The 21,552-nt window shown below is 23.9% G+C and carries 22 protein-coding genes, 1 tRNA gene and 1 pseudogene; 11 read left to right on the top strand and 13 right to left on the bottom strand.

From position 1 onward, the window contains the following. The first annotated feature begins 6 nt into the window (after nt 1–6). The 3 genes from AACK94_RS05080 to AACK94_RS05070 all read left to right on the top strand — a co-directional run bounded on the left by AACK94_RS05080 (nt 7) and on the right by AACK94_RS05070 (nt 2,154). Entirely contained in the window at nt 7–990 is a 984-nt protein-coding gene (locus AACK94_RS05080) for a Gfo/Idh/MocA family oxidoreductase (protein WP_338975373.1), read from the top strand. Further along, nucleotides 980–1,657, top strand: a complete 678-nt coding sequence (gene deoC, locus AACK94_RS05075; RefSeq protein WP_338975372.1) for a deoxyribose-phosphate aldolase — start codon at nt 980–982, stop codon at nt 1,655–1,657. The genes AACK94_RS05080 and deoC overlap by 11 nt, the downstream gene beginning before the upstream one ends. Nucleotides 1,658–1,929: 272 nt before the next feature. Further along, nucleotides 1,930–2,154 (top strand): DUF3800 domain-containing protein, encoded by a 225-nt coding sequence (locus AACK94_RS05070; protein ID WP_338975371.1) that lies wholly within the window; start codon nt 1,930–1,932, stop codon nt 2,152–2,154. A gap of 155 nt (nt 2,155–2,309) precedes the next feature. On the opposite strand, the gene AACK94_RS05065 is transcribed toward AACK94_RS05070, so the two are convergent. The 5 genes and pseudogenes from AACK94_RS05065 to AACK94_RS05045 all read right to left on the bottom strand — a co-directional run bounded on the left by AACK94_RS05065 (nt 2,310) and on the right by AACK94_RS05045 (nt 7,611). Then, the gene (locus AACK94_RS05065) at nt 2,310–3,548 is read right to left on the bottom strand and encodes an IS256 family transposase (RefSeq protein WP_338976353.1); all 1,239 of its coding nucleotides are present in this window, start codon (nt 3,546–3,548) and stop codon (nt 2,310–2,312) included. A 228-nt stretch (nt 3,549–3,776) separates the two neighbouring features. Continuing rightward, nucleotides 3,777–4,313, bottom strand: a pseudogene (locus AACK94_RS05060) (IS256 family transposase); the annotation flags it as partial. Between the two features lie 19 nt (nt 4,314–4,332). Further along, a complete protein-coding gene (locus AACK94_RS05055; protein WP_338976350.1) occupies nt 4,333–5,157 on the bottom strand; it encodes an IS3 family transposase in 825 nt (274 codons plus the stop codon). A gap of 30 nt (nt 5,158–5,187) precedes the next feature. Continuing rightward, nucleotides 5,188–6,426 carry an IS256 family transposase gene (locus AACK94_RS05050; protein ID WP_338976319.1) on the bottom strand — a complete coding sequence of 413 codons (1,239 nt, stop codon included), beginning with the start codon at nt 6,424–6,426 and terminating at the stop codon, nt 5,188–5,190. A gap of 666 nt (nt 6,427–7,092) precedes the next feature. Next, the gene (locus AACK94_RS05045; protein ID WP_338975370.1) at nt 7,093–7,611 is read right to left on the bottom strand and encodes a hypothetical protein; all 519 of its coding nucleotides are present in this window, start codon (nt 7,609–7,611) and stop codon (nt 7,093–7,095) included. A 679-nt stretch (nt 7,612–8,290) separates the two neighbouring features. On the opposite strand from AACK94_RS05045, the gene AACK94_RS05040 reads away from it, so the two are divergent. Beyond that, nucleotides 8,291–8,482, top strand: a complete 192-nt coding sequence (locus AACK94_RS05040) for a hypothetical protein (protein WP_338973909.1) — start codon at nt 8,291–8,293, stop codon at nt 8,480–8,482. A gap of 146 nt (nt 8,483–8,628) precedes the next feature. On the opposite strand, the gene lepA is transcribed toward AACK94_RS05040, so the two are convergent. After that, complete coding sequence (lepA, locus tag AACK94_RS05035) at nt 8,629–10,437, bottom strand: translation elongation factor 4 (protein WP_422397406.1); 1,809 nt, start codon at nt 10,435–10,437, stop codon at nt 8,629–8,631. A gap of 224 nt (nt 10,438–10,661) precedes the next feature. On the opposite strand from lepA, the gene AACK94_RS05030 reads away from it, so the two are divergent. Continuing rightward, nucleotides 10,662–11,279 carry a BspA family leucine-rich repeat surface protein gene (locus AACK94_RS05030; protein WP_338975368.1) on the top strand — a complete coding sequence of 206 codons (618 nt, stop codon included), beginning with the start codon at nt 10,662–10,664 and terminating at the stop codon, nt 11,277–11,279. 95 nt (nt 11,280–11,374) lie between these two features. Then, nucleotides 11,375–12,019: a hypothetical protein gene (locus AACK94_RS05025; RefSeq protein WP_338975367.1), complete on the top strand. Its 645-nt coding sequence runs from the start codon at nt 11,375–11,377 to the stop codon at nt 12,017–12,019. A gap of 54 nt (nt 12,020–12,073) precedes the next feature. Here AACK94_RS05025 and AACK94_RS05020 read toward each other — a convergent pair whose 3' ends face one another. Beyond that, nucleotides 12,074–12,439 carry a hypothetical protein gene (locus AACK94_RS05020; RefSeq protein ID WP_338975366.1) on the bottom strand — a complete coding sequence of 122 codons (366 nt, stop codon included), beginning with the start codon at nt 12,437–12,439 and terminating at the stop codon, nt 12,074–12,076. Between the two features lie 34 nt (nt 12,440–12,473). Then, on the bottom strand, nt 12,474–13,064 hold the full coding sequence (locus AACK94_RS05015; RefSeq protein WP_338975365.1) for a hypothetical protein: 591 nt from the start codon (nt 13,062–13,064) through the stop codon (nt 12,474–12,476). Between the two features lie 320 nt (nt 13,065–13,384). Between AACK94_RS05015 and AACK94_RS05010 the strand changes: the two genes are divergently transcribed. Then, complete coding sequence (locus AACK94_RS05010; RefSeq protein WP_338975364.1) at nt 13,385–13,585, top strand: hypothetical protein; 201 nt, start codon at nt 13,385–13,387, stop codon at nt 13,583–13,585. A 308-nt stretch (nt 13,586–13,893) separates the two neighbouring features. After that, entirely contained in the window at nt 13,894–14,259 is a 366-nt protein-coding gene (locus AACK94_RS05005) for a hypothetical protein (RefSeq protein WP_338975363.1), read from the top strand. Nucleotides 14,260–14,363: 104 nt separating this feature from the next. Here AACK94_RS05005 and AACK94_RS05000 read toward each other — a convergent pair whose 3' ends face one another. Beyond that, a complete protein-coding gene (locus AACK94_RS05000) occupies nt 14,364–15,983 on the bottom strand; it encodes an MATE family efflux transporter (RefSeq protein ID WP_338975362.1) in 1,620 nt (539 codons plus the stop codon). A gap of 106 nt (nt 15,984–16,089) precedes the next feature. Between AACK94_RS05000 and AACK94_RS04995 the strand changes: the two genes are divergently transcribed. Then, nucleotides 16,090–17,328 (top strand): IS256 family transposase, encoded by a 1,239-nt coding sequence (locus AACK94_RS04995; RefSeq protein ID WP_338976314.1) that lies wholly within the window; start codon nt 16,090–16,092, stop codon nt 17,326–17,328. Here the strand turns inward: AACK94_RS04995 and AACK94_RS04990 are convergent. From AACK94_RS04990 to AACK94_RS04975, 4 genes are all read right to left on the bottom strand, one after another. Continuing rightward, nucleotides 17,325–17,570 carry a hypothetical protein gene (locus AACK94_RS04990; RefSeq protein WP_338975360.1) on the bottom strand — a complete coding sequence of 82 codons (246 nt, stop codon included), beginning with the start codon at nt 17,568–17,570 and terminating at the stop codon, nt 17,325–17,327. The two genes, AACK94_RS04995 and AACK94_RS04990, sit on opposite strands and share 4 nt — an antisense overlap. Nucleotides 17,571–17,704: 134 nt before the next feature. Beyond that, nucleotides 17,705–19,117, bottom strand: a complete 1,413-nt coding sequence (locus tag AACK94_RS04985; protein ID WP_338975359.1) for an ABC transporter permease — start codon at nt 19,115–19,117, stop codon at nt 17,705–17,707. Continuing rightward, the gene (locus AACK94_RS04980) at nt 19,117–20,205 is read right to left on the bottom strand and encodes an ABC transporter ATP-binding protein (protein WP_338975358.1); all 1,089 of its coding nucleotides are present in this window, start codon (nt 20,203–20,205) and stop codon (nt 19,117–19,119) included. The genes AACK94_RS04985 and AACK94_RS04980 overlap by 1 nt, the downstream gene beginning before the upstream one ends. A gap of 302 nt (nt 20,206–20,507) precedes the next feature. Continuing rightward, nucleotides 20,508–20,584: transfer RNA gene (locus tag AACK94_RS04975), tRNA-Ile, on the bottom strand. A gap of 176 nt (nt 20,585–20,760) precedes the next feature. Between AACK94_RS04975 and AACK94_RS04970 the strand changes: the two genes are divergently transcribed. Together AACK94_RS04970 and AACK94_RS04965 are read left to right on the top strand one after the other, a co-directional pair. Beyond that, nucleotides 20,761–20,922: a hypothetical protein gene (locus AACK94_RS04970; RefSeq protein WP_252319474.1), complete on the top strand. Its 162-nt coding sequence runs from the start codon at nt 20,761–20,763 to the stop codon at nt 20,920–20,922. Nucleotides 20,923–21,045: 123 nt separating this feature from the next. Further along, nucleotides 21,046–21,303: a hypothetical protein gene (locus AACK94_RS04965; RefSeq protein ID WP_281748997.1), complete on the top strand. Its 258-nt coding sequence runs from the start codon at nt 21,046–21,048 to the stop codon at nt 21,301–21,303. The last annotated feature ends 249 nt before the right edge of the window (nt 21,304–21,552 follow it).

Raw genomic sequence — 21,552 nt, 5'->3', positions numbered from 1 at the left:
TACAAGATGATTAGAATTGGTATTATTGGAACTGGAAAAATTGTTCAAAGATTTATAAAGCAAGCGTTAACTAATAAAAAAGTTAAAATAACTTGTATATATTCAAGAAGTTTAGATAAAGCAGAAACATGAGCAAAAAAATATAATATTGCCCATAGTACTGATGATTTAAATAAAATGATAGAACATATTGATGCTATTTATATTGCTTCACCAAATGGTTTGCATTACAAACAAAGTAAATTATTTTTAAAAAATAATATTCATGTTTTGGTAGAAAAAACTATTACTTTTACAGTTGAAGAAGTTAAAAACCTAATTTCATTAGCAAGAAGTAAAAAAATAATTTTATTAGAAGCTTATGTTACTGTTCATTTACCTATTTTTTATAAATTAAAAAAATTAGTGCATGAAATAAATCCAGAAGTAGTTAACCTTAATTTTAATCGTATTTCTTCAAGAATGCCATCAGTTGAAAAAGGAATATATGATTCTGTTTTTGATAAAGATTTTGGTAAAGGTTCAACTTATGATAGTTTAGTATATCCATTACAATTAGTATTGTATTTATTAGGTAAAGTAAAAACAGTTAAAGCGATGGCAATTAAATTACCTAATGGTGTTAATTTAAGTAATCATGTTATTTTGAAGCATGAAAATGGAACTATTACTACTATTACTTGTAGTAAAGGAGTAACCTCTTATGCACAAAGTGAATTTATAGGTCATAATAGTAGTCTTGTTTTATCACAAGTTCATCCATTAAGTGGAATTAAGGTTTATACTAAAAAGGGAATAAAAGAAATCGCAGATAATACCAATGAAGAAAGTTTAATGACATATGAATTAAATGACTTTGTAAAAATGATTAAAAATAAAGATTATTTAAGTCGAGATTATTGATTAAATCATAGTTTAATGAATCTTGAAGTTATTGAAGCAATTATTAAAAGTGAAAATGAATTAGGAGTTGAAGTTTATGAAAAGTAATATTAATTTAAATGAATATATTGATCATACATTATTAAAACCAGAAGCAACATTATCAATGATTGATGCATTATGTAAAGAAGCTAAAACTTATTATTTTAAAGCAGTTTGTATTAATCCATTTTATGTTAATCGTGCTGTTACTTTATTAAAAAATAGTAATGTTAAAGTATGTACAGTGGTTGGTTTTCCATTGGGTGCCAATACTACACAAACTAAAGTAGCAGAAACAATTAATGCGATTAAAGATGGTGCTCAAGAAATTGACGTTGTTATTAACATTGGGGCACTAAAGAATAATGATCAAAAACTTGTATTGCAAGATCTACAAGCAGTTCGTAATGCATGTCCGTCAAATATTATTTTAAAAGTAATAATTGAGTGTAGTTTATTAACAACAGAACAAAAAATTATTGCTTGTCAGTTAGTAACTAAAGTAAAAGCAGATTTTATTAAAACTTCAACTGGTTTTGCTAATGGTGGTGCAACGGTTGCTGATATTAAATTAATGAAAGCAAATATTGGTCCTCATGTTGCAATTAAAGCTTCTGGTGGTATTAAAAATGAAGATGATGCAATGGCGATGATTAATGCTGGTGCTACTAGAATTGGTACTAGTAATGGTGGTGCTATTATTTCAGGGCATGAAGCTAAGGGTGGTTATTAAATAGATATATTGATAATTATAATAAATAAAAAAAAGAAATTAAGATATTTAAAAATATTAATTATATGTAAAAAATAAAAGTTACCTAGGTAACTTTTATTAATAAAAAATCCCTAATTAAAGGGATTTTGCCTAAGAAACCACGTACTTAACATACGCTTAGTAATCAAGTGGTATACGGTTTATCTTAAAGGACTTTATTATATTTTACTATACTTTTATATATGATTCAAGTATAATAAATTTGATAACTTATGAAAGTGTAGTATATAATGGTATTTATAATATTAGATGAATCCGGGACTTTATCAATAAATAATAGACATAAATATTTTGTCATAGCAGGCTATATATGTAAAGATATAAGAAAAGTAAAATTTATATATAACAAAGTAAAAAATAATTTAAAAGAAAGTTTAAAAAATAAAATTGAAATAAAAGCTACAGATTGAAATGTTACAGAAAAAGCAATTTTTATAAATCAATTATTAAGGTAATGTTTAGTAATCTGTGTAACTCACTCTTTCTAGTCATTTAATTATATTTACTAGAATTAATTAAACATAGTTATTTTTGTAAGTTACACAGATTACTAAACATTTCCGGCAGAGAGGCTTTTTAATAATCTGTGTATCTTTGTTTTACAAAGTTACTAATTTAGATTAATTCTGTCTTCAAATTTTATCATAAAATGAGCAATTGCTGTATTTCAATTTTGAATAGGCAATGTTCATTTTTTTGTTATATTTTCAATTGCCAAGTAAAATATTTTGAAAACTGCCATATCATTAGGAAAAACTTTTTTATTTCTGATGATTTTTCGTAATTGACTATTTACAGATTCAATAGCATTTGTAGTATAAATCACTCTTTTGATTTCTACTGGATAACTAATAAAAACCATTAAATTATCTCAATTTTTATATCAAGATTTAGTAATTTGAGGATATTGTTTATTTCATTTACTTTCAAACGATTCTAAAGCTTGCATTGCTTGTTCTTCACTACATGCACTATAAATTGGTTTTAAATCTGCAACTAGACCTTTTCGATGTTTGTATGAAACATATTTTAAAATATTTCTAATTTGATGAACAATGCATAATTGATGTTCTGTTTTAGGATAAACTGATTGTATTGCTTCTGACATGCCTGTTAAATTATCACTACAAGCAATAAGAATATCATTTAAGCCACGATTTTTCATTTCTGTGAAATTAGATAATCAAAACTTAGAACCTTCATTTTCACTAATTCATAATCCTAAAACATCTTTTTTGCCTTCTAAATCAACTCCTAATGCTATATAAACTGATTTGTTAATAATCCGTTTATCTTGTCGTACTTTAACTACTATACAATCAAAATAAACAATAGGATAAATACTTTCTAATGGTCGATTTTGTCATGCTTTAACATCATCAATAACATCATCAGTAATTTGACTAATAACACTTTCACTAATATCAGCACCATGATATAACTCTTGCAACTGCATTCTAATGTCAGATAATGTCATTCCTTTTGCATACAAGGAAAGAACTTGTTGATCAAAACCATCAAATCTTCTTTGCCTTTTAGGAACTATTACAGGAGTAAAATTACTATTGCGATCTCTTGGTACATCAATTTCAATTTTACCTTGTTGAGTTATTAATTTTTTTGAACTTGTACCATTACGAGCATTTTCAGTAGTACTATGTTGATTTTTTTCATATCCTAAATAATTTTGCATTTCAGAATTCAACATTTTTTCAACTAATCTTTTTGTTAATTCTTTATATAAACCGCCAGGTTTAAAAACTGTTGTTAAATCTTCAGTATTTTCTAGTAATAAATCTACTGCTTTTGATATTGGATCATTATTATTAAAGTTATCTTTTTTAGCCATCTGTAACTCAATCTTTCTAGTCATTTAATTATATTTACTAGAATTAATTAAACATAGTTATTTTTGTAAGTTACACAGATTACTAAACATTTCCGCTTGAAATACTTTATTTCAACTAAGAAATAGTAATAATTGTCGTTTTTTTATTACTAATAATCTTTATGATACTATTGTTTATTTAGCCAAGAGGCTTTTTAATAATCTGTGTATCTTTGTTTTACAAAGTTACTAATTTAGATTAATTCTGTCTTCAAATTTTATCATAAAATGAGCAATTGCTGTATTTCAATTTTGAATAGGCAATGTTCATTTTTTTGTTATATTTTCAATTGCCAAGTAAAATATTTTGAAAACTGCCATATCATTAGGAAAAACTTTTTTATTTCTGATGATTTTTCGTAATTGACTATTAACAGATTCAATAGCATTTGTAGTATAAATCACTCTTTTGATTTCTACTGGATAACTAATAAAAACCATTAAATTATCTCAATTTTTATATCAAGATTTAGTAATTTGAGGATATTGTTTATTTCATTTACTTTCAAACGATTCTAAAGCTTGCATTGCTTGTTCTTCACTACATGCACTATAAATTGGTTTTAAATCTGCAACTAGACCTTTTCGATGTTTGTATGAAACATATTTTAAACTATTTCTAATTTGATGAACAATGCATAATTGATGTTCTGTTTTAGGATAAACTGATTGTATTGCTTCTGACATGCCTGTTAAATTATCACTACAAGCAATAATAATATTGGAATGGCAACCCTTTTTAGGACTATTTTTTGGTAGACATTTGTTTTTGATAACTAACTGGAGTTAGGTATTTTAGAGTACTGTGAATTCTTATGTTGTTATATCAATTGATGTAATCAAATAATTCTAATTTTAATTGGATTAATGATGTAAAATTTTTATCATTAATAAATTCAATTTTGAAAGTTTTAAAAGTTGCTTCAGCAACAGCATTGTCATAAGGACATCCTTTTTTGCTTAAAGATCGAGTTATGTTGAAAGCTAATAAAAGTTTATCAATAGTTTTATTATTGAATTCATTACCGCGATCAGTATGAAATATTTCAATATCTTTTAAACAGTGATTTGATTGCATAAATGCTTGATATACTAATGATGCATCTTTTTTAACTCCAACACTATGTCCAATAATTTCGCGGTTAAATAGGTCGATTAATAGGCAAATATAGTTTCATTTACCATTAACTTGAACATAAGTTAAATCACTAACAATAACTTCATTTTTAATTCTATTATTAAAGTTTCTATTAACAAGATTGGTTATTTGACTATCATTGACTTTATTATGATAATTTTTGAATGATAATTTAGTGTATTTTGATATTAAATTATGCTTATTCATAATTTCTTTAATTTTTCTGCGTGATAAATAAATTTCTTGGTTTGCTAGTATGACTTTTAATCTTCTAGTATCATAAACTTCTTTATTTTCTTTAAAAGCACTAATAACAGCTTGTTCATAAATATTATTTTGAATTTTATTTTTTTTCTTTAAATTAAAATAATATGTTGATTTAGAGAGTTTTAAAAAATGACACATTGTGCGAATTTTATAGAGGCTTTTTAATAATCTGTGTATCTTTGTTTTACAAAGTTACTAATTTAGATTAATTCTGTCTTCAAATTTTATCATAAAATGAGCAATTGCTGTATTTCAATTTTGAATAGGCAATGTTCATTTTTTTGTTATATTTTCAATTGCCAAGTAAAATATTTTGAAAACTGCCATATCATTAGGAAAAACTTTTTTATTTCTGATGATTTTTCGTAATTGACTATTAACAGATTCAATAGCATTTGTAGTATAAATCACTCTTTTGATTTCTACTGGATAACTAATAAAAACCATTAAATTATCTCAATTTTTATATCAAGATTTAGTAATTTGAGGATATTGTTTATTTCATTTACTTTCAAACGATTCTAAAGCTTGCATTGCTTGTTCTTCACTACATGCACTATAAATTGGTTTTAAATCTGCAACTAGACATTTTCGATGTTTGTATGAAACATATTTTAAACTATTTCTAATTTGATGAACAATGCATAATTGATGTTCTGTTTTAGGATAAACTGATTGTATTGCTTCTGACATGCCTGTTAAATTATCACTACAAGCAATAAGAATATCATTTAAGCCACGATTTTTCATTTCTGTGAAATTAGATAATCAAAACTTAGAACCTTCATTTTCACTAATTCATAATCCTAAAACATCTTTTTTGCCTTCTAAATCAACTCCTAATGCTATATAAACTGATTTGTTAATAATCCGTTTATCTTGTCGTACTTTAACTACTATACAATCAAAATAAACAATAGGATAAATACTTTCTAATGGTCGATTTTGTCATGCTTTAACATCATCAATAACATCATCAGTAATTTGACTAATAACACTTTCACTAATATCAGCACCATGATATAACTCTTGCAACTGCATTCTAATGTCAGATAATGTCATTCCTTTTGCATACAAGGAAAGAACTTGTTGATCAAAACCATCAAATCTTCTTTGCCTTTTAGGAACTATTACAGGAGTAAAATTACTATTGCGATCTCTTGGTACATCAATTTCAATTTTACCTTGTTGAGTTATTAATTTTTTTGAACTTGTACCATTACGAGCATTTTCAGTAGTACTATGTTGATTTTTTTCATATCCTAAATAATTTTGCATTTCAGAATTCAACATTTTTTCAACTAATCTTTTTGTTAATTCTTTATATAAACCGCCAGATTTAAAAACTGTTGTTAAATCTTCAGTATTTTCTAGTAATAAATCTACTGCTTTTGATATTGGATCATTATTATTAAAGTTATCTTTTTTAGCCATCTGTAACTCACTCTTTCTAGTCATTTAATTATATTTACTAGAATTAATTAAACATAGTTATTTTTGTAAGTTACACAGATTACTAAACATTTCCTTTTTAAAAGTATTGGGGGTAATTCTTTTAATTTAGTTGAGCAACTAGAAGATGGTGGTATTACAAGCATTGCTGTTGATAATAAAGAAACAGTCTTTGTTACTAACAACAGTAAAAAAGTTTATTATAAACGTGTTACTATTGCTAATTTTTTATCATATAAGCAAACTTTAGAAACAATAAATACAACAGTAATAACTTTTGGAACAGGAGTTTTAGTTGGTGATAAAGATGGTAATATATGAAAAAGTTATAAAGAAAACAACTTTAATTTAATGAATGAAAATAAACTAAATTCAATTAACGAATTGATTTATAATTCTAATAATTTTACTATTTATGCAACAACTACTGATGGAATATATAAAAATAAATAATCTAATTTAAAATAACTAATTTTAAGTTAGTTCTTTTTTAAAAAAAATTGTAATACTTATTGAAAAATTTAATAGTAAAATTATAAATCATTTTAATTTTTTATAATTTTGTTTATTCATAAAACATCTCTAATATTTTATTAGAGATGTTTTTAAAAATACTTTAATTTATTATATTTTTACATATATTAAAACTTATATATTTGCTTGTAAATTTGATTTATATAAAAAACTATTACTATTTTTTAACTTTAATTTTATTTCATTAAAAAAATCAAATTTTTCTTTTTCTTTATAATCATTAGAAAATATTTCTAAAGTTTCAGCATCAGATTTTTCATAAAAATGATATATATTATTGAATACTTGCTCTTGTGTTTCTTCTTCTTCTTCTTTTATTACTCGATATATAAAATTAAGAACTGAACACATTTTTCGATATTTATTATCTTTTCTTAAAGCATTATTAAATTTTTCTTTTTGTTTAGTATTCATTTTGGATATTTTAGAACTATTTTTAACGTTTGTTATATCAATTTTTTCATCCACTAAATAAACTACTTGATCTAAAAAATTTAATACTAATTCATCTACATCTTTTGATTTATATTTTTTTAAGGTTTCTAAATAAGTATCTGCTAAATTAATTGCTAATAAATTTAAAAAATTATTTAAAACTTTTGTTTTTAAATTTTTATTGATATTTAAATCCATTATCAAAACTCCTTAAAATCACCTTCAATAGAGTGATTATATCAATTTTAACCTCATATTTTTGTAAATACAATATTACTTTATTTTTTTACCTTTAATTCGTTTTCTTTTAAGTTCTAATTCTAATTTAGGATTATTATCATGTTTTAAATAATAATTTTGTCTATTTATAATTAATTTATTTTCTAATATTAACCCTAATCTTTTAGTTTTTTCTTCAGCTAATTCTTTTTGTAATTTTCTGTCTTTTTCATTTTCAAGTGATTCATGTTTAAATCTAGAATCTTGTAAATCTTTTTCATGTTGTCTTTGCTTTTCTTTATCAATTAATTTTGCTTCAATCTTAGCTCTATTTTATATATACTTTTTAATACTTTTAAAAATAGAAATTGGGTTCAAACAATCAATTATTTTTAATAAAATTTTCACATAACCCCCTACTCCCCATTTAAGTAATTATTATTAATATACTTATTATAAATTAAAATTTTATCAATTTCTTAGGGAATTGTTTTTTTATTATATCATTTTATTTAAACTTGCTTTTAATTTATTTTTCTATGAATACTAGATTTATTATAGAAAATTATATCATTTTATTTATAATTTTTATAAATAAAATGATATAATCAAAAATATAAATAAATTATTTATAAAACTTTGAAATGGGGAATATAAAATGATTAATAACATAAAAAATATGATTAAAAATTACTCTAGAGAAATTGAGTGTCACGCAATAATTAAAAATAATTTAGAAAATAATCAGTCAAAAACTCAAGAAAATTTAATTAATATTGAAATGCAAAAAAATTACATCAAAATTAAAATGGAAATAATTGCAGAATTAAAAAAAATACTATATATTTAACATAAAATTGTGAGAAATCTGATTTTAATCTAAAAATATGATTTATAAAAATAAAAAAATAATTGTTCTATTTAAGTCAATTATTTTTTTATTTTCAAATAATTCAATTTAGAAAAATACAAATCAAATATATATATATATATATATTAATTTTCTTCATCTATTTTTAAAACAGCACGAAATGCTTCAGGTGGTAATTCAACATTACCAATCGATTTCATTTTTTTCTTTCCTTCTTTTTGTTTTTCTAAAAGTTTTCTTTTTCTTGTAATATCACCACCATAACATTTAGCAATAACATCTTTTCTAACTGCTTGCACAGTTTGACGAGTAATAATTTTATTATTAATAGCAGCCTGAATAGCAACTTCAAAATTTTGTTTCGGAATTAATTTTTTTAATTTTTCACATAAAACACGCCCACGATCATAAGCAAAATCCTTATGAACAATAACAGATAATGCATCAACAATATTACCTGCTAATAAAATATCCATTTTCACTAATTTACTTTCCTGATAACCAATTAACTCATAATCTAATGAAGCATAACCTTTTGATATTGATTTTAATTTATCAAAAAAATCAATGACAATTTCATTCAGTGGCATATTATAAATAAGAGTTCTTCGTAAATTATCAGCATATTTTAGATCTAAATAAGTTCCGCGTTTATCCTGACATAATTGCATCAATGCACCAACATATTGTTCTGGTGTCATTATTGTTACTTGTACAAATGGTTCTTCTACACTTTTAATTGTTTGCACAGTTGGTCATTTTGCTGGATTATCAATTATTAACTTTTCACCATTAGTTAAATTTACTTCATAAATTACAGAAGGAGCTGTTGAAATTAAAACTAAATTATATTCACGCTCTAAACGCTCTTGAATAACATCCATATGTAATAACCCTAAAAAACCACAACGAAAACCAAAACCTAATGCTTGTGATGTTTCAGCAGTAAAAATTAATGAGGCATCCGATAATTGAATTTTATATAATGCATCCTTTAATTCTTGATATTTATTAGTATCAATTGGATATAAACCACAATAAACCATTGGTTTTAAAGTTTTATAACCTAGTAATGGTGCATCAGCAGGATTAATAACACTAGTAATCGTATCACCAACATGAATATCACTAATTATTTTAATTGCACCACTAATTCAACCAACTTCACCAGCTGTTAACATTTCTCTCTTTTCTTCTTTTGGTGTGCGTACTCCTAATTCAGTAATTTCATATTCAGCACCAGTTGACATCATTCTTACTTTATCACCAACTTTAATTACACCAGTTTTGATTCTAATAAATGCCATCACTCCACGATATTTATCATATAATGAATCAAAAATTAAAGCACGTAATGGTTCATTATCGTCAGCATCAATTGGATAAGGAATATATTTAATAACTGCTTCTAAAACATCGCGAATATTAATACCTGTTTTTGCAGAAATTAAAGGCGCATAATCAGCAGGTAAACCCAATACTTTTTCAATTTCTTCTTTAACTTTTTCTGGTTCAGCACTTGGTAAATCTATTTTATTAATAACAGGAATAATTTCTAAGTCATTATCTAATGCTAAATATACATTTGCTAAAGTTTGTGCTTCAATACCCTGAGCAGCATCAACTACTAAAATGGCACCCTCACATGCTGCTAAACTACGCGATACTTCATAAGTAAAGTCAACATGACCTGGAGTATCAATTAAGTGAAGCAAATAAGTATGACCATCTAATGATTGATATTTAAGCTGTACACTATTTAGTTTAATTGTAATGCCACGTTCACGTTCTAAATCCAGTGAATCTAACAATTGATTTTTCATTTCCCTTTTTGAAACGGCATTAGTTAATTCTAAAATACGATCAGCCAAAGTTGATTTACCATGATCAATATGAGCAATAATTGAAAAATTTCTAATGTATTTTTTATCGATACTCATAATATTATTTATTCACCTATCTTTTGCTTATAAACTATTTACTATGTTTTAGTATATCAAAGTTTAAATAAAATTAAATCGAAAGTTGCAGATAATCTTATAAATATAATTAAACTATCACTTAACAATATATGAAAAGATATATACATAAATAACTAGTTTTTAAAATCATGTAAAATTATAATAACAAAAAATAAAGGAGGGAGGGTGTTAGTAATATGAAAAAAATATTAACAACATTAAGTATTTTAGCAATTACAATTACTGTTGGAAATGTAAATAATGTTAATTTAAATAGTAGTTCGCAACAAAATGCACATATAATTAATAAAACTCAACAAGACACAATTTACATTGACAAAGATGGAGAACAAATAACAACTAATGAAACAGATTTATCAAATATAAATAGCAAAGAAATTGTTCAAATTGGATTTTATAAAAACATCATTAATCAAATTCAAGTGGTTAAAATGCCAAAAACAATTCAAAAAGTGCCAGATCAATTACCACCAGAAATAACTTCTTTAAAACACATGTTTTGAGATGCTATTGTCTTCAATCAAGATATTTCAAAGTGAGACATTTCAAAAGTAACAGATTTAAGTCTTATCTTTCAAAATGCTATTGCATTTAATCAAAGTCTTGCAGATTGAAATACATCAAATGTAATAAATATGAATTCAATGTTTGCTGATGCTTTAACATTTAATCAAAATATTTCAAATTGAAATACTTCTAATGTAACAAATATGAATAAAATGTTTTTTAATGCAAGATCATTCAATCAAAACCTTTCAAAATGAAATGTAAAAAAAAATAATAGAACACAGTAATTTTGCTACTGGCTCAAAAATTGATAATCCCAATAAATTACCAAAATTTAAACAATAAAAAAAATAATAAGAAAAAAATAAGGTGGTAAATAATTATGAGAAAACTGCCAAGATTTATATTATCTTTAATGGTTGCAACACCAACAAGTATTAGTTTAGTTGCTTGTGGAGGAACAGTATATCCTGTACATAAAAAAGATTTAAAAGGTTTATCTGATAACTTAGACATTACAACACTTGATAATAATGTAAAAGTTTTTAAAGTTGAATTAATTAATAAATTAAGAAAAAAAACATTTTCAAATTTACAACTAAGCGATGTAAAAATTAGTAAAAATAATAATACACCTCTACAAGATGCTGATATTAAAAATAGAAAATTAATTATAAAAATAATTGCATTAAGTACTTCTATAAACTTTATAGGTGAAAAAACGATAAATATAAATATTACAACCACACAAGAGAAAAAAGACTTAAATTTACTTATAGCAAATCAAAATCTAGGATTTATTAAAATTTTAGCAAAAAATTTAATTCCAACCAAAGAGGAACTTTTAATTGGTATCAAAAGCATAAATTATGATGCTAGTATTTTAACTATTAATGATTTTAATATTAAAGGATCTATTAATAGTACAAGTGCTATAATTGAAGGAACTGGCGACTATAAAGGTGAAATTACTTTAAGTTATAGACAAGAATTTGATTTTAATATATGAAATTTTCTAGTCATTTAATTATATTTACTAGAATTAATTAAACATAGTTATTTTTGTAAGTTACACAGATTACTAAACATTTCCCTGTCTTTCAAATTTTATCATAAAATGAGCAATTGCTGTATTTCAATTTTGAATAGGCAATGTTCATTTTTTTGTTATATTTTCAATTGCCAAGTAAAATATTTTGATATTTTTTCTTCTTTTTCTTTCTGCTCAAATTGAAAGTGTATTACCAATTATTACACTTCCAGAAAAAATAGATATTGGTACTAACCCAACACCACTTACAAACAAGCCAGTAATAGCAGCAGTACTTATAACAGCTTGAATACCAGTTTTTCAATAAAATTTTTTATTTTCTTTATCTAAAGTTTTTTTTGCAATAACAACAGTTTCATTATTACAATTATTTAAATTTTGTAATTGCGTTTCCATATCTTTTATCCTTTTCAATTGTTTATTTACATTTTTATATATATGTACTTATTTTTTTATGAATTGATAATGAACAATTATTACTTGTTTCTACATTTACTACTTTTGTTAAATTAAATTCTTGAGGGATCGGTGATGAAGTAATATTTAAACTAGTTATGTTATTAAGTTTTGCTAATTCTTCTCTTACTTTAACTAATTCAAGTTCAACTTTAGTTCTTTCTAATTGTTTTTTAACAATTTTTGCTCTTACTGTTTCTAATTGTAATTCTTCTAATTTTCTCTGAAGAATACTTGATTTTTCATTATTCTCATCTTCTAGTTCTACTTTCTCTTGTTTATTTTGTTTAATCGTAGCTTTAATAACTGCACCCATCATAGCACCAGATGTGCCTGCACTAGCTGCTATTCCTAAATCAGAACATTGAAAGCCATCAATTCCACCAGCCGCTAATGTTACTACTGTAGCAGTACCGGCAGCTATTATAGGTAAATTTTTTACAAAATTTTTTTTAAATTTTTTTCGAAAACTTTTTTTTCTTGATAATGAAGGTTTAACAATTTCCACTACATAATTATTTTCATCTTGCATTGAAGAAGCAAATGAAGATTTACTAATATCCATTTTTATTTCTCTCTTTCTAATCTATGAAAAATATCCTTCTGATTAATATAATTTAATAAAAAACTAATATAAATAAAAAATACTTATATTAGTAATGAACATATATTAAATTATTAATAATAATATCACAAATATTGATTTTAATAAAATTTAATATTTCATTTTATTACTAAAATAATTTATTATAATAAATATTAAAAATAAAGTAATTTTTCGTTTATAAAAAAATATTAGATATAATACTTGTAATCTAAAATATAGTTTTTGACCTATTGTTTTATTTTTTAACAAATAGGTTTTTATTTTAAAAGAGGGACAAAATGAAAACAATTAAAAAAGAGCAATTATTTACTAACAAAACTTATTTAATAAATTATGAAACTATAGAAAAAATTAAAAAACAACTACTAAATTTAAAAGCAGAAAAAATAAAACTTATTGAAAAAACTGAGAAAATTGAAAAAAAATTAATAATTATCAAAAAACTATTCAATTTTGAATTAAACAAAATAAATAAATAGAAGATAAAGTATTTCAATTTAATATTCAAATCTATAAATTAAAGGAACAAAAAATTAACAAAATTAAAAATTTTTTTATTAATCTTTTTTCATTTGGAAAAATAAATAAAAATAAAAGTATTAATAATTTAATTGAAACAGAAGAAATAAATTGTGAATTATTTAAAAAAACAAAATTAAATAATCAACAAAAAATTAATATTTTAAATTCAAATTATATTGAAAAACAAACAGAATATGCAAATTTAATAACTAATATTAATCAAATAACTGAACATGAAAACAAATTATTAGAAGATAAAAATAATTTGTTAAATAATAACAATAATTTATTAATTGATTTATTAAATCAAAAAGAACAGCAAGAAAAAGAAACAATTGTCGAAGTCAATGAACAAATGGTTGAACAATTTGAATCAGAAATATTTCAACTTAGTGAAAAAATTTGTGATTTGGAAAATCAATTATTATCTAACAGTAGTGATGAAAGTTTTAATTCAAAATCCACATCAACAGATTCTTTAAATTCAGATATTTCAGTACCTCTAAAATGCAACCAAAACTACAAATATCTAACCCCATTAATAAACAAAAAGAAAAGGACATCCCTTGAGAACAAACACTACGTAAATATGAAAATGATATTCCAACAAAAAATTATAAGCAAAGAATAAAGCCAAGTAATTCAAGAATAGTAAAATTTTAAAAATTAAACATATTTAAATAAACGCCATAAAAGGCGTTTATTTAAATTATATATTAATGAAATTTTCAATCTTTAGAAATTAGCAATATCAACTTTATCTTTTGCTTTTGGTATATCAATTACTGGTGGAGATTCTGGATATACTTTATTCATACTACTTGCTAAATTTCTTACTCATTTACCACGATGATAAATAAATAAAGAAATAATCATCTTAAGAACATCACAAGAACGCATAATAGCATAAATATAAACAATATCTAAAGGACTATAATGTACCTCAATAAATAAAATTAATATTGAAAAACACCAAGTAAAACAACTATCAACAAGTAAAACAGTAATTGCTAAGCCACCAGCACGAAATGCATAAATACAAGTATACAAAATAGTATAAGCACTAAAAACTATAGCATCAACACGCATCATTCAACTAGAAATTCGTAAGGCTTCTGTTGTTGCATTAAATAATAATTGTGGTAAAAAAAATGAAGATAAAACTAATAAGCCAGCAAAAAATAATGATACAAAAAAGCCTAACCTAATTAAATGTTTAGCATTATATTTAGCACCAATCAAATCATCGGCACCTAAACGATTGGCAATTAACACCGAAGAAGCAATACCAAATCCAATATATAAAGTATAGAACATGGTATTAATCGTGGAAGCAATTGCCGAACCACTTAATGCTTCAAAGCTTCATTGCGAAATTAATCTAATAATCATTGTCGTAGCAACTGCAAATAATAAATCATTTAACATTAATGGCCATGTTTTAATTATAATTTTTTTAAATAAATCACCCCTAATCTTAAACATTTTCAAAACTTTTGGTTGAAATTCATATTTCTTTCATATAATAAAACCACTAATTAATGCCAACTGAGCAATTCTCGCTGTTAAAGTAGCAACTGCTGAACCTCGTGCTCCAATTCCTGTAACTGCACCAATACCATTAATTAATAATAAATTTAATAAAAAGTTAATAAATACTGAAACAAAAGTTAATATTAATGAAATATAACCACGTTTTGTTTCGCGAAATACTGAAACAAAAGCAAAGCTTATTCCTAACAATGGATAAGAAAAAACAATTCATTGATTATAATCAATACCTTGTGCTGTTGCTAAAGATGCTGAATGAAATTCATAATAACGTAAAATAATTTGTACAAATTGGGGATCATTTTTATCAATATTATGAATATTCATAAAATCAATAAGTGAATTTTCACTAAAAGGATGATTATAATTTAAAATGTCCTTTAACTCATTAATATCATTAAGAGTTAATCCTTTAGCAGCACATAATTGATTAAATTTATCCAATGCACTACTAGGACTAGTAGTATAAGAAATTAAATATTCACCTACTGTATAAGATAAAATAATAACTATTACTCCAATTAAAAATCCAAAAATAATTCTAATTCTTACTGTTTGTCTTAAAGAACCATATCTTCCAGCTCCATAAAATTGAGCACCAAAAATACTAACACCGTTGATAAAACCTCCCATAACGGCATAAATAATAACAAAAATTTGATTAGAAGCAGTAACTCCCGAAACAGCAATTTGTCCTGCTGAATATTGCAAATGATAAAAATGTTCTAAACCATTATCTTTTCATCAACTTCGATTATCTCAAAGTCCTAATGAAGTAAAAATATCCCTAATATGATTATTCATTGGCTTTAAATCGGAAATGTTTAGTAATCTGTGTAACTTACAAAAATAACTATGTTTAATTAATTCTAGTAAATATAATTAAATGACTAGAAAGAGTGAGTTACAGATGGCTAAAAAAGATAACTTTAATAATAATGATCCAATATCAAAAGCAGTAGATTTATTACTAGAAAATACTGAAGATTTAACAACAGTTTTTAAACCTGGCGGTTTATATAAAGAATTAACAAAAAGATTAGTTGAAAAAATGTTGAATTCTGAAATGCAAAATTATTTAGGATATGAAAAAAATCAACATAGTACTACTGAAAATGCTCGTAATGGTACAAGTTCAAAAAAATTAATAACTCAACAAGGTAAAATTGAAATTGATGTACCAAGAGATCGCAATAGTAATTTTACTCCTGTAATAGTTCCTAAAAGGCAAAGAAGATTTGATGGTTTTGATCAACAAGTTCTTTCCTTGTATGCAAAAGGAATGACATTATCTGACATTAGAATGCAATTACAAGAGTTATATCATGGTGCTGATATTAGTGAAAGTGTTATTAGTCAAATTACTGATGATGTTATTGATGATGTTAAAGCATGACAAAATCGACCATTAGAAAGTATTTATCCTATTGTTTATTTTGATTGTATAGTAGTTAAAGTACGACAAGATAAACGGATTATTAACAAATCAGTTTATATAGCATTAGGAGTTGATTTAGAAGGCAAAAAAGATGTTTTAGGATTATGAATTAGTGAAAATGAAGGTTCTAAGTTTTGATTATCTAATTTCACAGAAATGAAAAATCGTGGCTTAAATGATATTCTTATTGCTTGTAGTGATAATTTAACAGGCATGTCAGAAGCAATACAATCAGTTTATCCTAAAACAGAACATCAATTATGCATTGTTCATCAAATTAGAAATAGTTTAAAATATGTTTCATACAAACATCGAAAATGTCTAGTTGCAGATTTAAAACCAATTTATAGTGCATGTAGTGAAGAACAAGCAATGCAAGCTTTAGAATCGTTTGAAAGTAAATGAAATAAACAATATCCTCAAATTACTAAATCTTGATATAAAAATTGAGATAATTTAATGGTTTTTATTAGTTATCCAGTAGAAATCAAAAGAGTGATTTATACTACAAATGCTATTGAATCTGTTAATAGTCAATTACGAAAAATCATCAGAAATAAAAAAGTTTTTCCTAATGATATGGCAGTTTTCAAAATATTTTACTTGGCAATTGAAAATATAACAAAAAAATGAACATTGCCTATTCAAAATTGAAATACAGCAATTGCTCATTTTATGATAAAATTTGAAGACAGAATTAATCTAAATTAGTAACTTTGTAAAACAAAGATACACAGATTATTAAAAAGCCTCTTTAAATCACTAATAAAACTATCCTTTAATTCTCCAACCATAATATTATCTAGTAAATTCATTGATGCTGATAATATTTGTTGCAATACTGCTGGAATAATAATCATTAATGCTAATAAATATCATTTTTTAGTAGCAAAAAAATTACTAATTTTATGTGGATTTGCTCTATTATTAATTTTAAATCCACTAATTTTCATAATTTCACCCTTATCATTAATTTGCTCTATATTATAATAATAATTTTACATCATTTAAATAATGAGGTTTGAAATTTAATATATAAAAAATCAACATCAAAGATGTTGATTTTTTATAAAAGATACTTAAACTACTAAGTAAAATCTCTACGATTAAATACTAATCATGAAGAACAAAATAAACCAATACCAAGCAAAACATAGACAGTCAATAAAACTGGAAAATTAAGAATTTTACTATTAGTTGCTTTATTGGTATCAACTTCATAATTTGTGTTAACTTTATTAAAACTAACTAAATAAGGATCTGCTGTCATAGCATACTCCCCTGGATAAGAAAAGATTGAACCTTGTTTAGTCGATATTCCATCTCAAATATATTTTAATTGATAAAAAATATTTAAATAACGCATTGCTTTAACTTGTGAGGTCTTAGTATTAAGAGCATCATATTGTGATTGAGAAAGAGATGTATTTAAACCCGTAATCATAAGATTTACTGAATAATCAACATCATTGCTACCAACACCATTTGATCTTTTGGGACCAAGGTTATCAAGTCCAACTTTTTTACCTGTCATTAATTCTTCAAAACTTTGTTCTTTTCATTGACGAAAAGCATTACTAATATTGTAAATATGAGTAACTAAGTCTTTAGGAGCATCAGTAGTTGGTGGAGTAATAGTACTACCATTCTTAATTGCTAATACTATTGTTTGTTCTTTTTGATAATCATAATTATTTGGATACTTAACTTCTTTAATATATGTATCGTAAATACTAAACATAGCCTTTTGAATAGATTCAATAGTAGTTGTTGGGTTTTTTCTATATACATCATTAATTCAATCAATATCAGTTTTATCTAATTTAGCTTTTACATTATTATAAACTGCTAATGACTGTGAAACAACATAATATGTAGGATCAAATGTTACTAAACCATTAATTAATGTCGCAAAAATATTGAATAAAGCAGCCATTCCAATCATAATTGCAACTAAAGCCTTAGCATTTAAAATTAATGAAAATAAAATAGCAATTGAAGAAATAATTAAATCAAAAATAATAGCAACACCAAATAAAATTCATAAATAAGGAAATACCGCACTATAAATAGTTGAACTACCAATGCCAGGAATAGTAATGACAAAACTAGCAATAAAAATAGATAAAAATAAATATAAAATAATTACCACTTGTAAAGATAATAACTTTTCAGTCCAAATTCTAGTTCTACTAACTGGTTTTGATACTAAAATCAATAAAGTACCATCATCAATTTCATCACGAAAAACTTGTGTTGCTTTAACTGAAATAAATACAAAAATCATAATTGATAAAAGTACCGAGAATGATAATACTTTTCATTGTGGTACATAAAAATTTAATGCTTGATCATAAGTTAATTGTTTTATTGCTTCAGAACCCACAAATAACGAAATTAAAGACCAAGATAAGGCAAGAAAAATTAAAGTTATAATAAAAATAATTCAAGTTGAAGGAGTAGCAATCATCTTTTTAAAAGTATAACAAAATATTGGCATTATTTTTCTCCCTTCTTATTTTTATCATTGGCTTCCATAACAATTCGTTCATACATTGTTTGTAAATCAACAGTATATGGTTTTAAATAAGTAATGATAATATTAGCATTTAAAGCAATTGCTAATACTTCTGCAACTTGTGCCTCAGTTTTAATATTTACCAATAAACGATTTTCATTAACATCTACTGAAAATTTTTTATCTATTAATAACTTCATTAATTTATTATTATCATTATTAGAACTTATTTCATATAATGAATCAGTTTTATTAACCAATCCTGTATAAACAACTTTACTATAATTTAAAACAGTAACTTCATCAGCTAAATTTTGTAATTCAGATAAAATATGTGATGAAATAAAAACAGTTTTACCTTGCTCACGAAGTTTTCTTAAATCATTAAACAATTCTGTTCTCGCTGTTGGATCAAGATTAGCGGCTGGTTCATCTAAAATTAAGACATCTGGATTATTTAATAGTGATTGTGCTAATAACACCTTTTTCTTCATACCCGAAGAATAAGCATTAGGGTTACGTTTTTTAAACTTTCATAAATCTAATTCCTTTAAAATCATTTCTGTCTTTTCCTTAGCAACTTTATATTTCAAACCGCTAATTTGTCCCATTGAAATTAAATAATCATAAGTAGTAATTCGTTTAGGAAATCTTGCAGCTTCTGGAATATAACCAACTTGTTTTTTTGCTTCAACTGTTCATGAACGCTTACCATGAATAATTAAATCACCGTGTGTTTCAACCATAGCGCTAATTAAACATTTAATAGTAGTGGTTTTGCCTGATCCATTTGGACCAATAAAACCATGAATAGTACCTTTTTTAACTTTAATAATAGCATTATCAACAGCTTTAAATTTTTTAAACTGTTTAGTAAAATCACGAATTAAAATTGCATATTGAGCATCTTCAGGATTAACTATTACATTACGGTTATAATGATTACGTCAGTTTTTAAAATATGATTTAATAAAATTTAGAAATTTATGTTTTTCTTTTGATTTAGCATTAACATCATCTTCAACTAAAGAACTATTAATAACTGGTTTTAATAGTTCTTGTTTTTTCATACTCATTCTCCTAACTACTTAAATATAATAATTACTATATGATTAATATGCTTAATACTGATATATTATATATTAATTTATAATTCAAAAATAAAAAAATTAATAATATTAAAGATATTGACATTGAATAACAATTACTAAAAACCTATCACTAATTAAAATATCTGATTAATGATAGGTTTTTATTATAACTTTTTATATCCTTAATAAATCAATTGATTTATATCTTTATTATAATTTCAATTTGATTTAAATAATAAAAAAAATAAACAAAACTGTTTATTTCATAATTTCACATATAATGGTGGGACTAAATGGACTTGAACCATCGACCTCACGCTTATCAAGCGTGCGCTCTAACCAGCTGAGCTATAGTCCCAAAAAGAGCAACAGAGATATTATATATTTGTTCAAGCACGATTGCAATATATAATAACAATATTTTATTTAATTTTTATTTAATATTCTTATAATAAAAATTTATATTTTTAAAAGTAAAAAAAATTTTTTGTATAATTTATTCATACAAGGTTTTTTATTAAGAGGGGATTGAGAATGACAAAGATTAAAATACATATCTTAAAAATTGAAAAATGAAATCAAAATTTAGGAAAAGAAGCAACACTAAATGATGATGATATAAAAGATATAAATGAGAATGAGAATATAGAAAAAATTAATGATGATATTATTGCAAAATCACCTACGTTTTCATAATCATATTTTTATTGTATATTTATTAAAATTTTTTAATAAAAAATACTAAATATGAATTAAGTAAAATGATATAATTTATATATAATTTACTTGTTAAATTATATAAGTTTGAGAGGTAAAAAAATGAATGGCAATAAAAATGAAATGAAAATAAAACTCAAAGAAATTTATTTATTAAAATATAAAACAAATCAAAGTGATGACATAAAATATAAAGCATTTGAAACATTAGAATTAGCAACACTATTTCATCTAAGTTTTAAAGAAATAGTAACAAAATTTGGATACCCTAATCGCGAAATTATTCACTATGAAATTATTGTAATACCATTTAATTTAGATGCAAGTAGAATATTGAATCAAATTAATAAATCAAAATAATATTAAGAAAATATTCAAATATTTTCTTAATATTATTCATTTATATAATTAATTAAAACTTTGCTTATACAATCAATAATTGTAAAAACAATATAAATTTGTTATCATTTTTACATAAAATAATATAGTTTTTAACTTATTATTTTTATTATCTAAAAATGTTTTTTTTATATTTAAAGAGGTATCAAAATGAAAAAAGTTAAAATATTACATTTAACAACTATAATATTATTTGCAATCACGGTTTTA

Source organism: Spiroplasma endosymbiont of Monopis laevigella (assembly GCF_964019975.1).
GTDB classification, from domain to species: domain Bacteria; phylum Bacillota_I; class Bacilli_A; order Mycoplasmatales; family VBWQ01; genus Spiroplasma_E; species Spiroplasma_E ixodetis_A.
The sequence above is the reverse complement of the archived record's forward strand: the minus strand, read 5'-3'. Positions and strand labels throughout refer to the sequence as shown.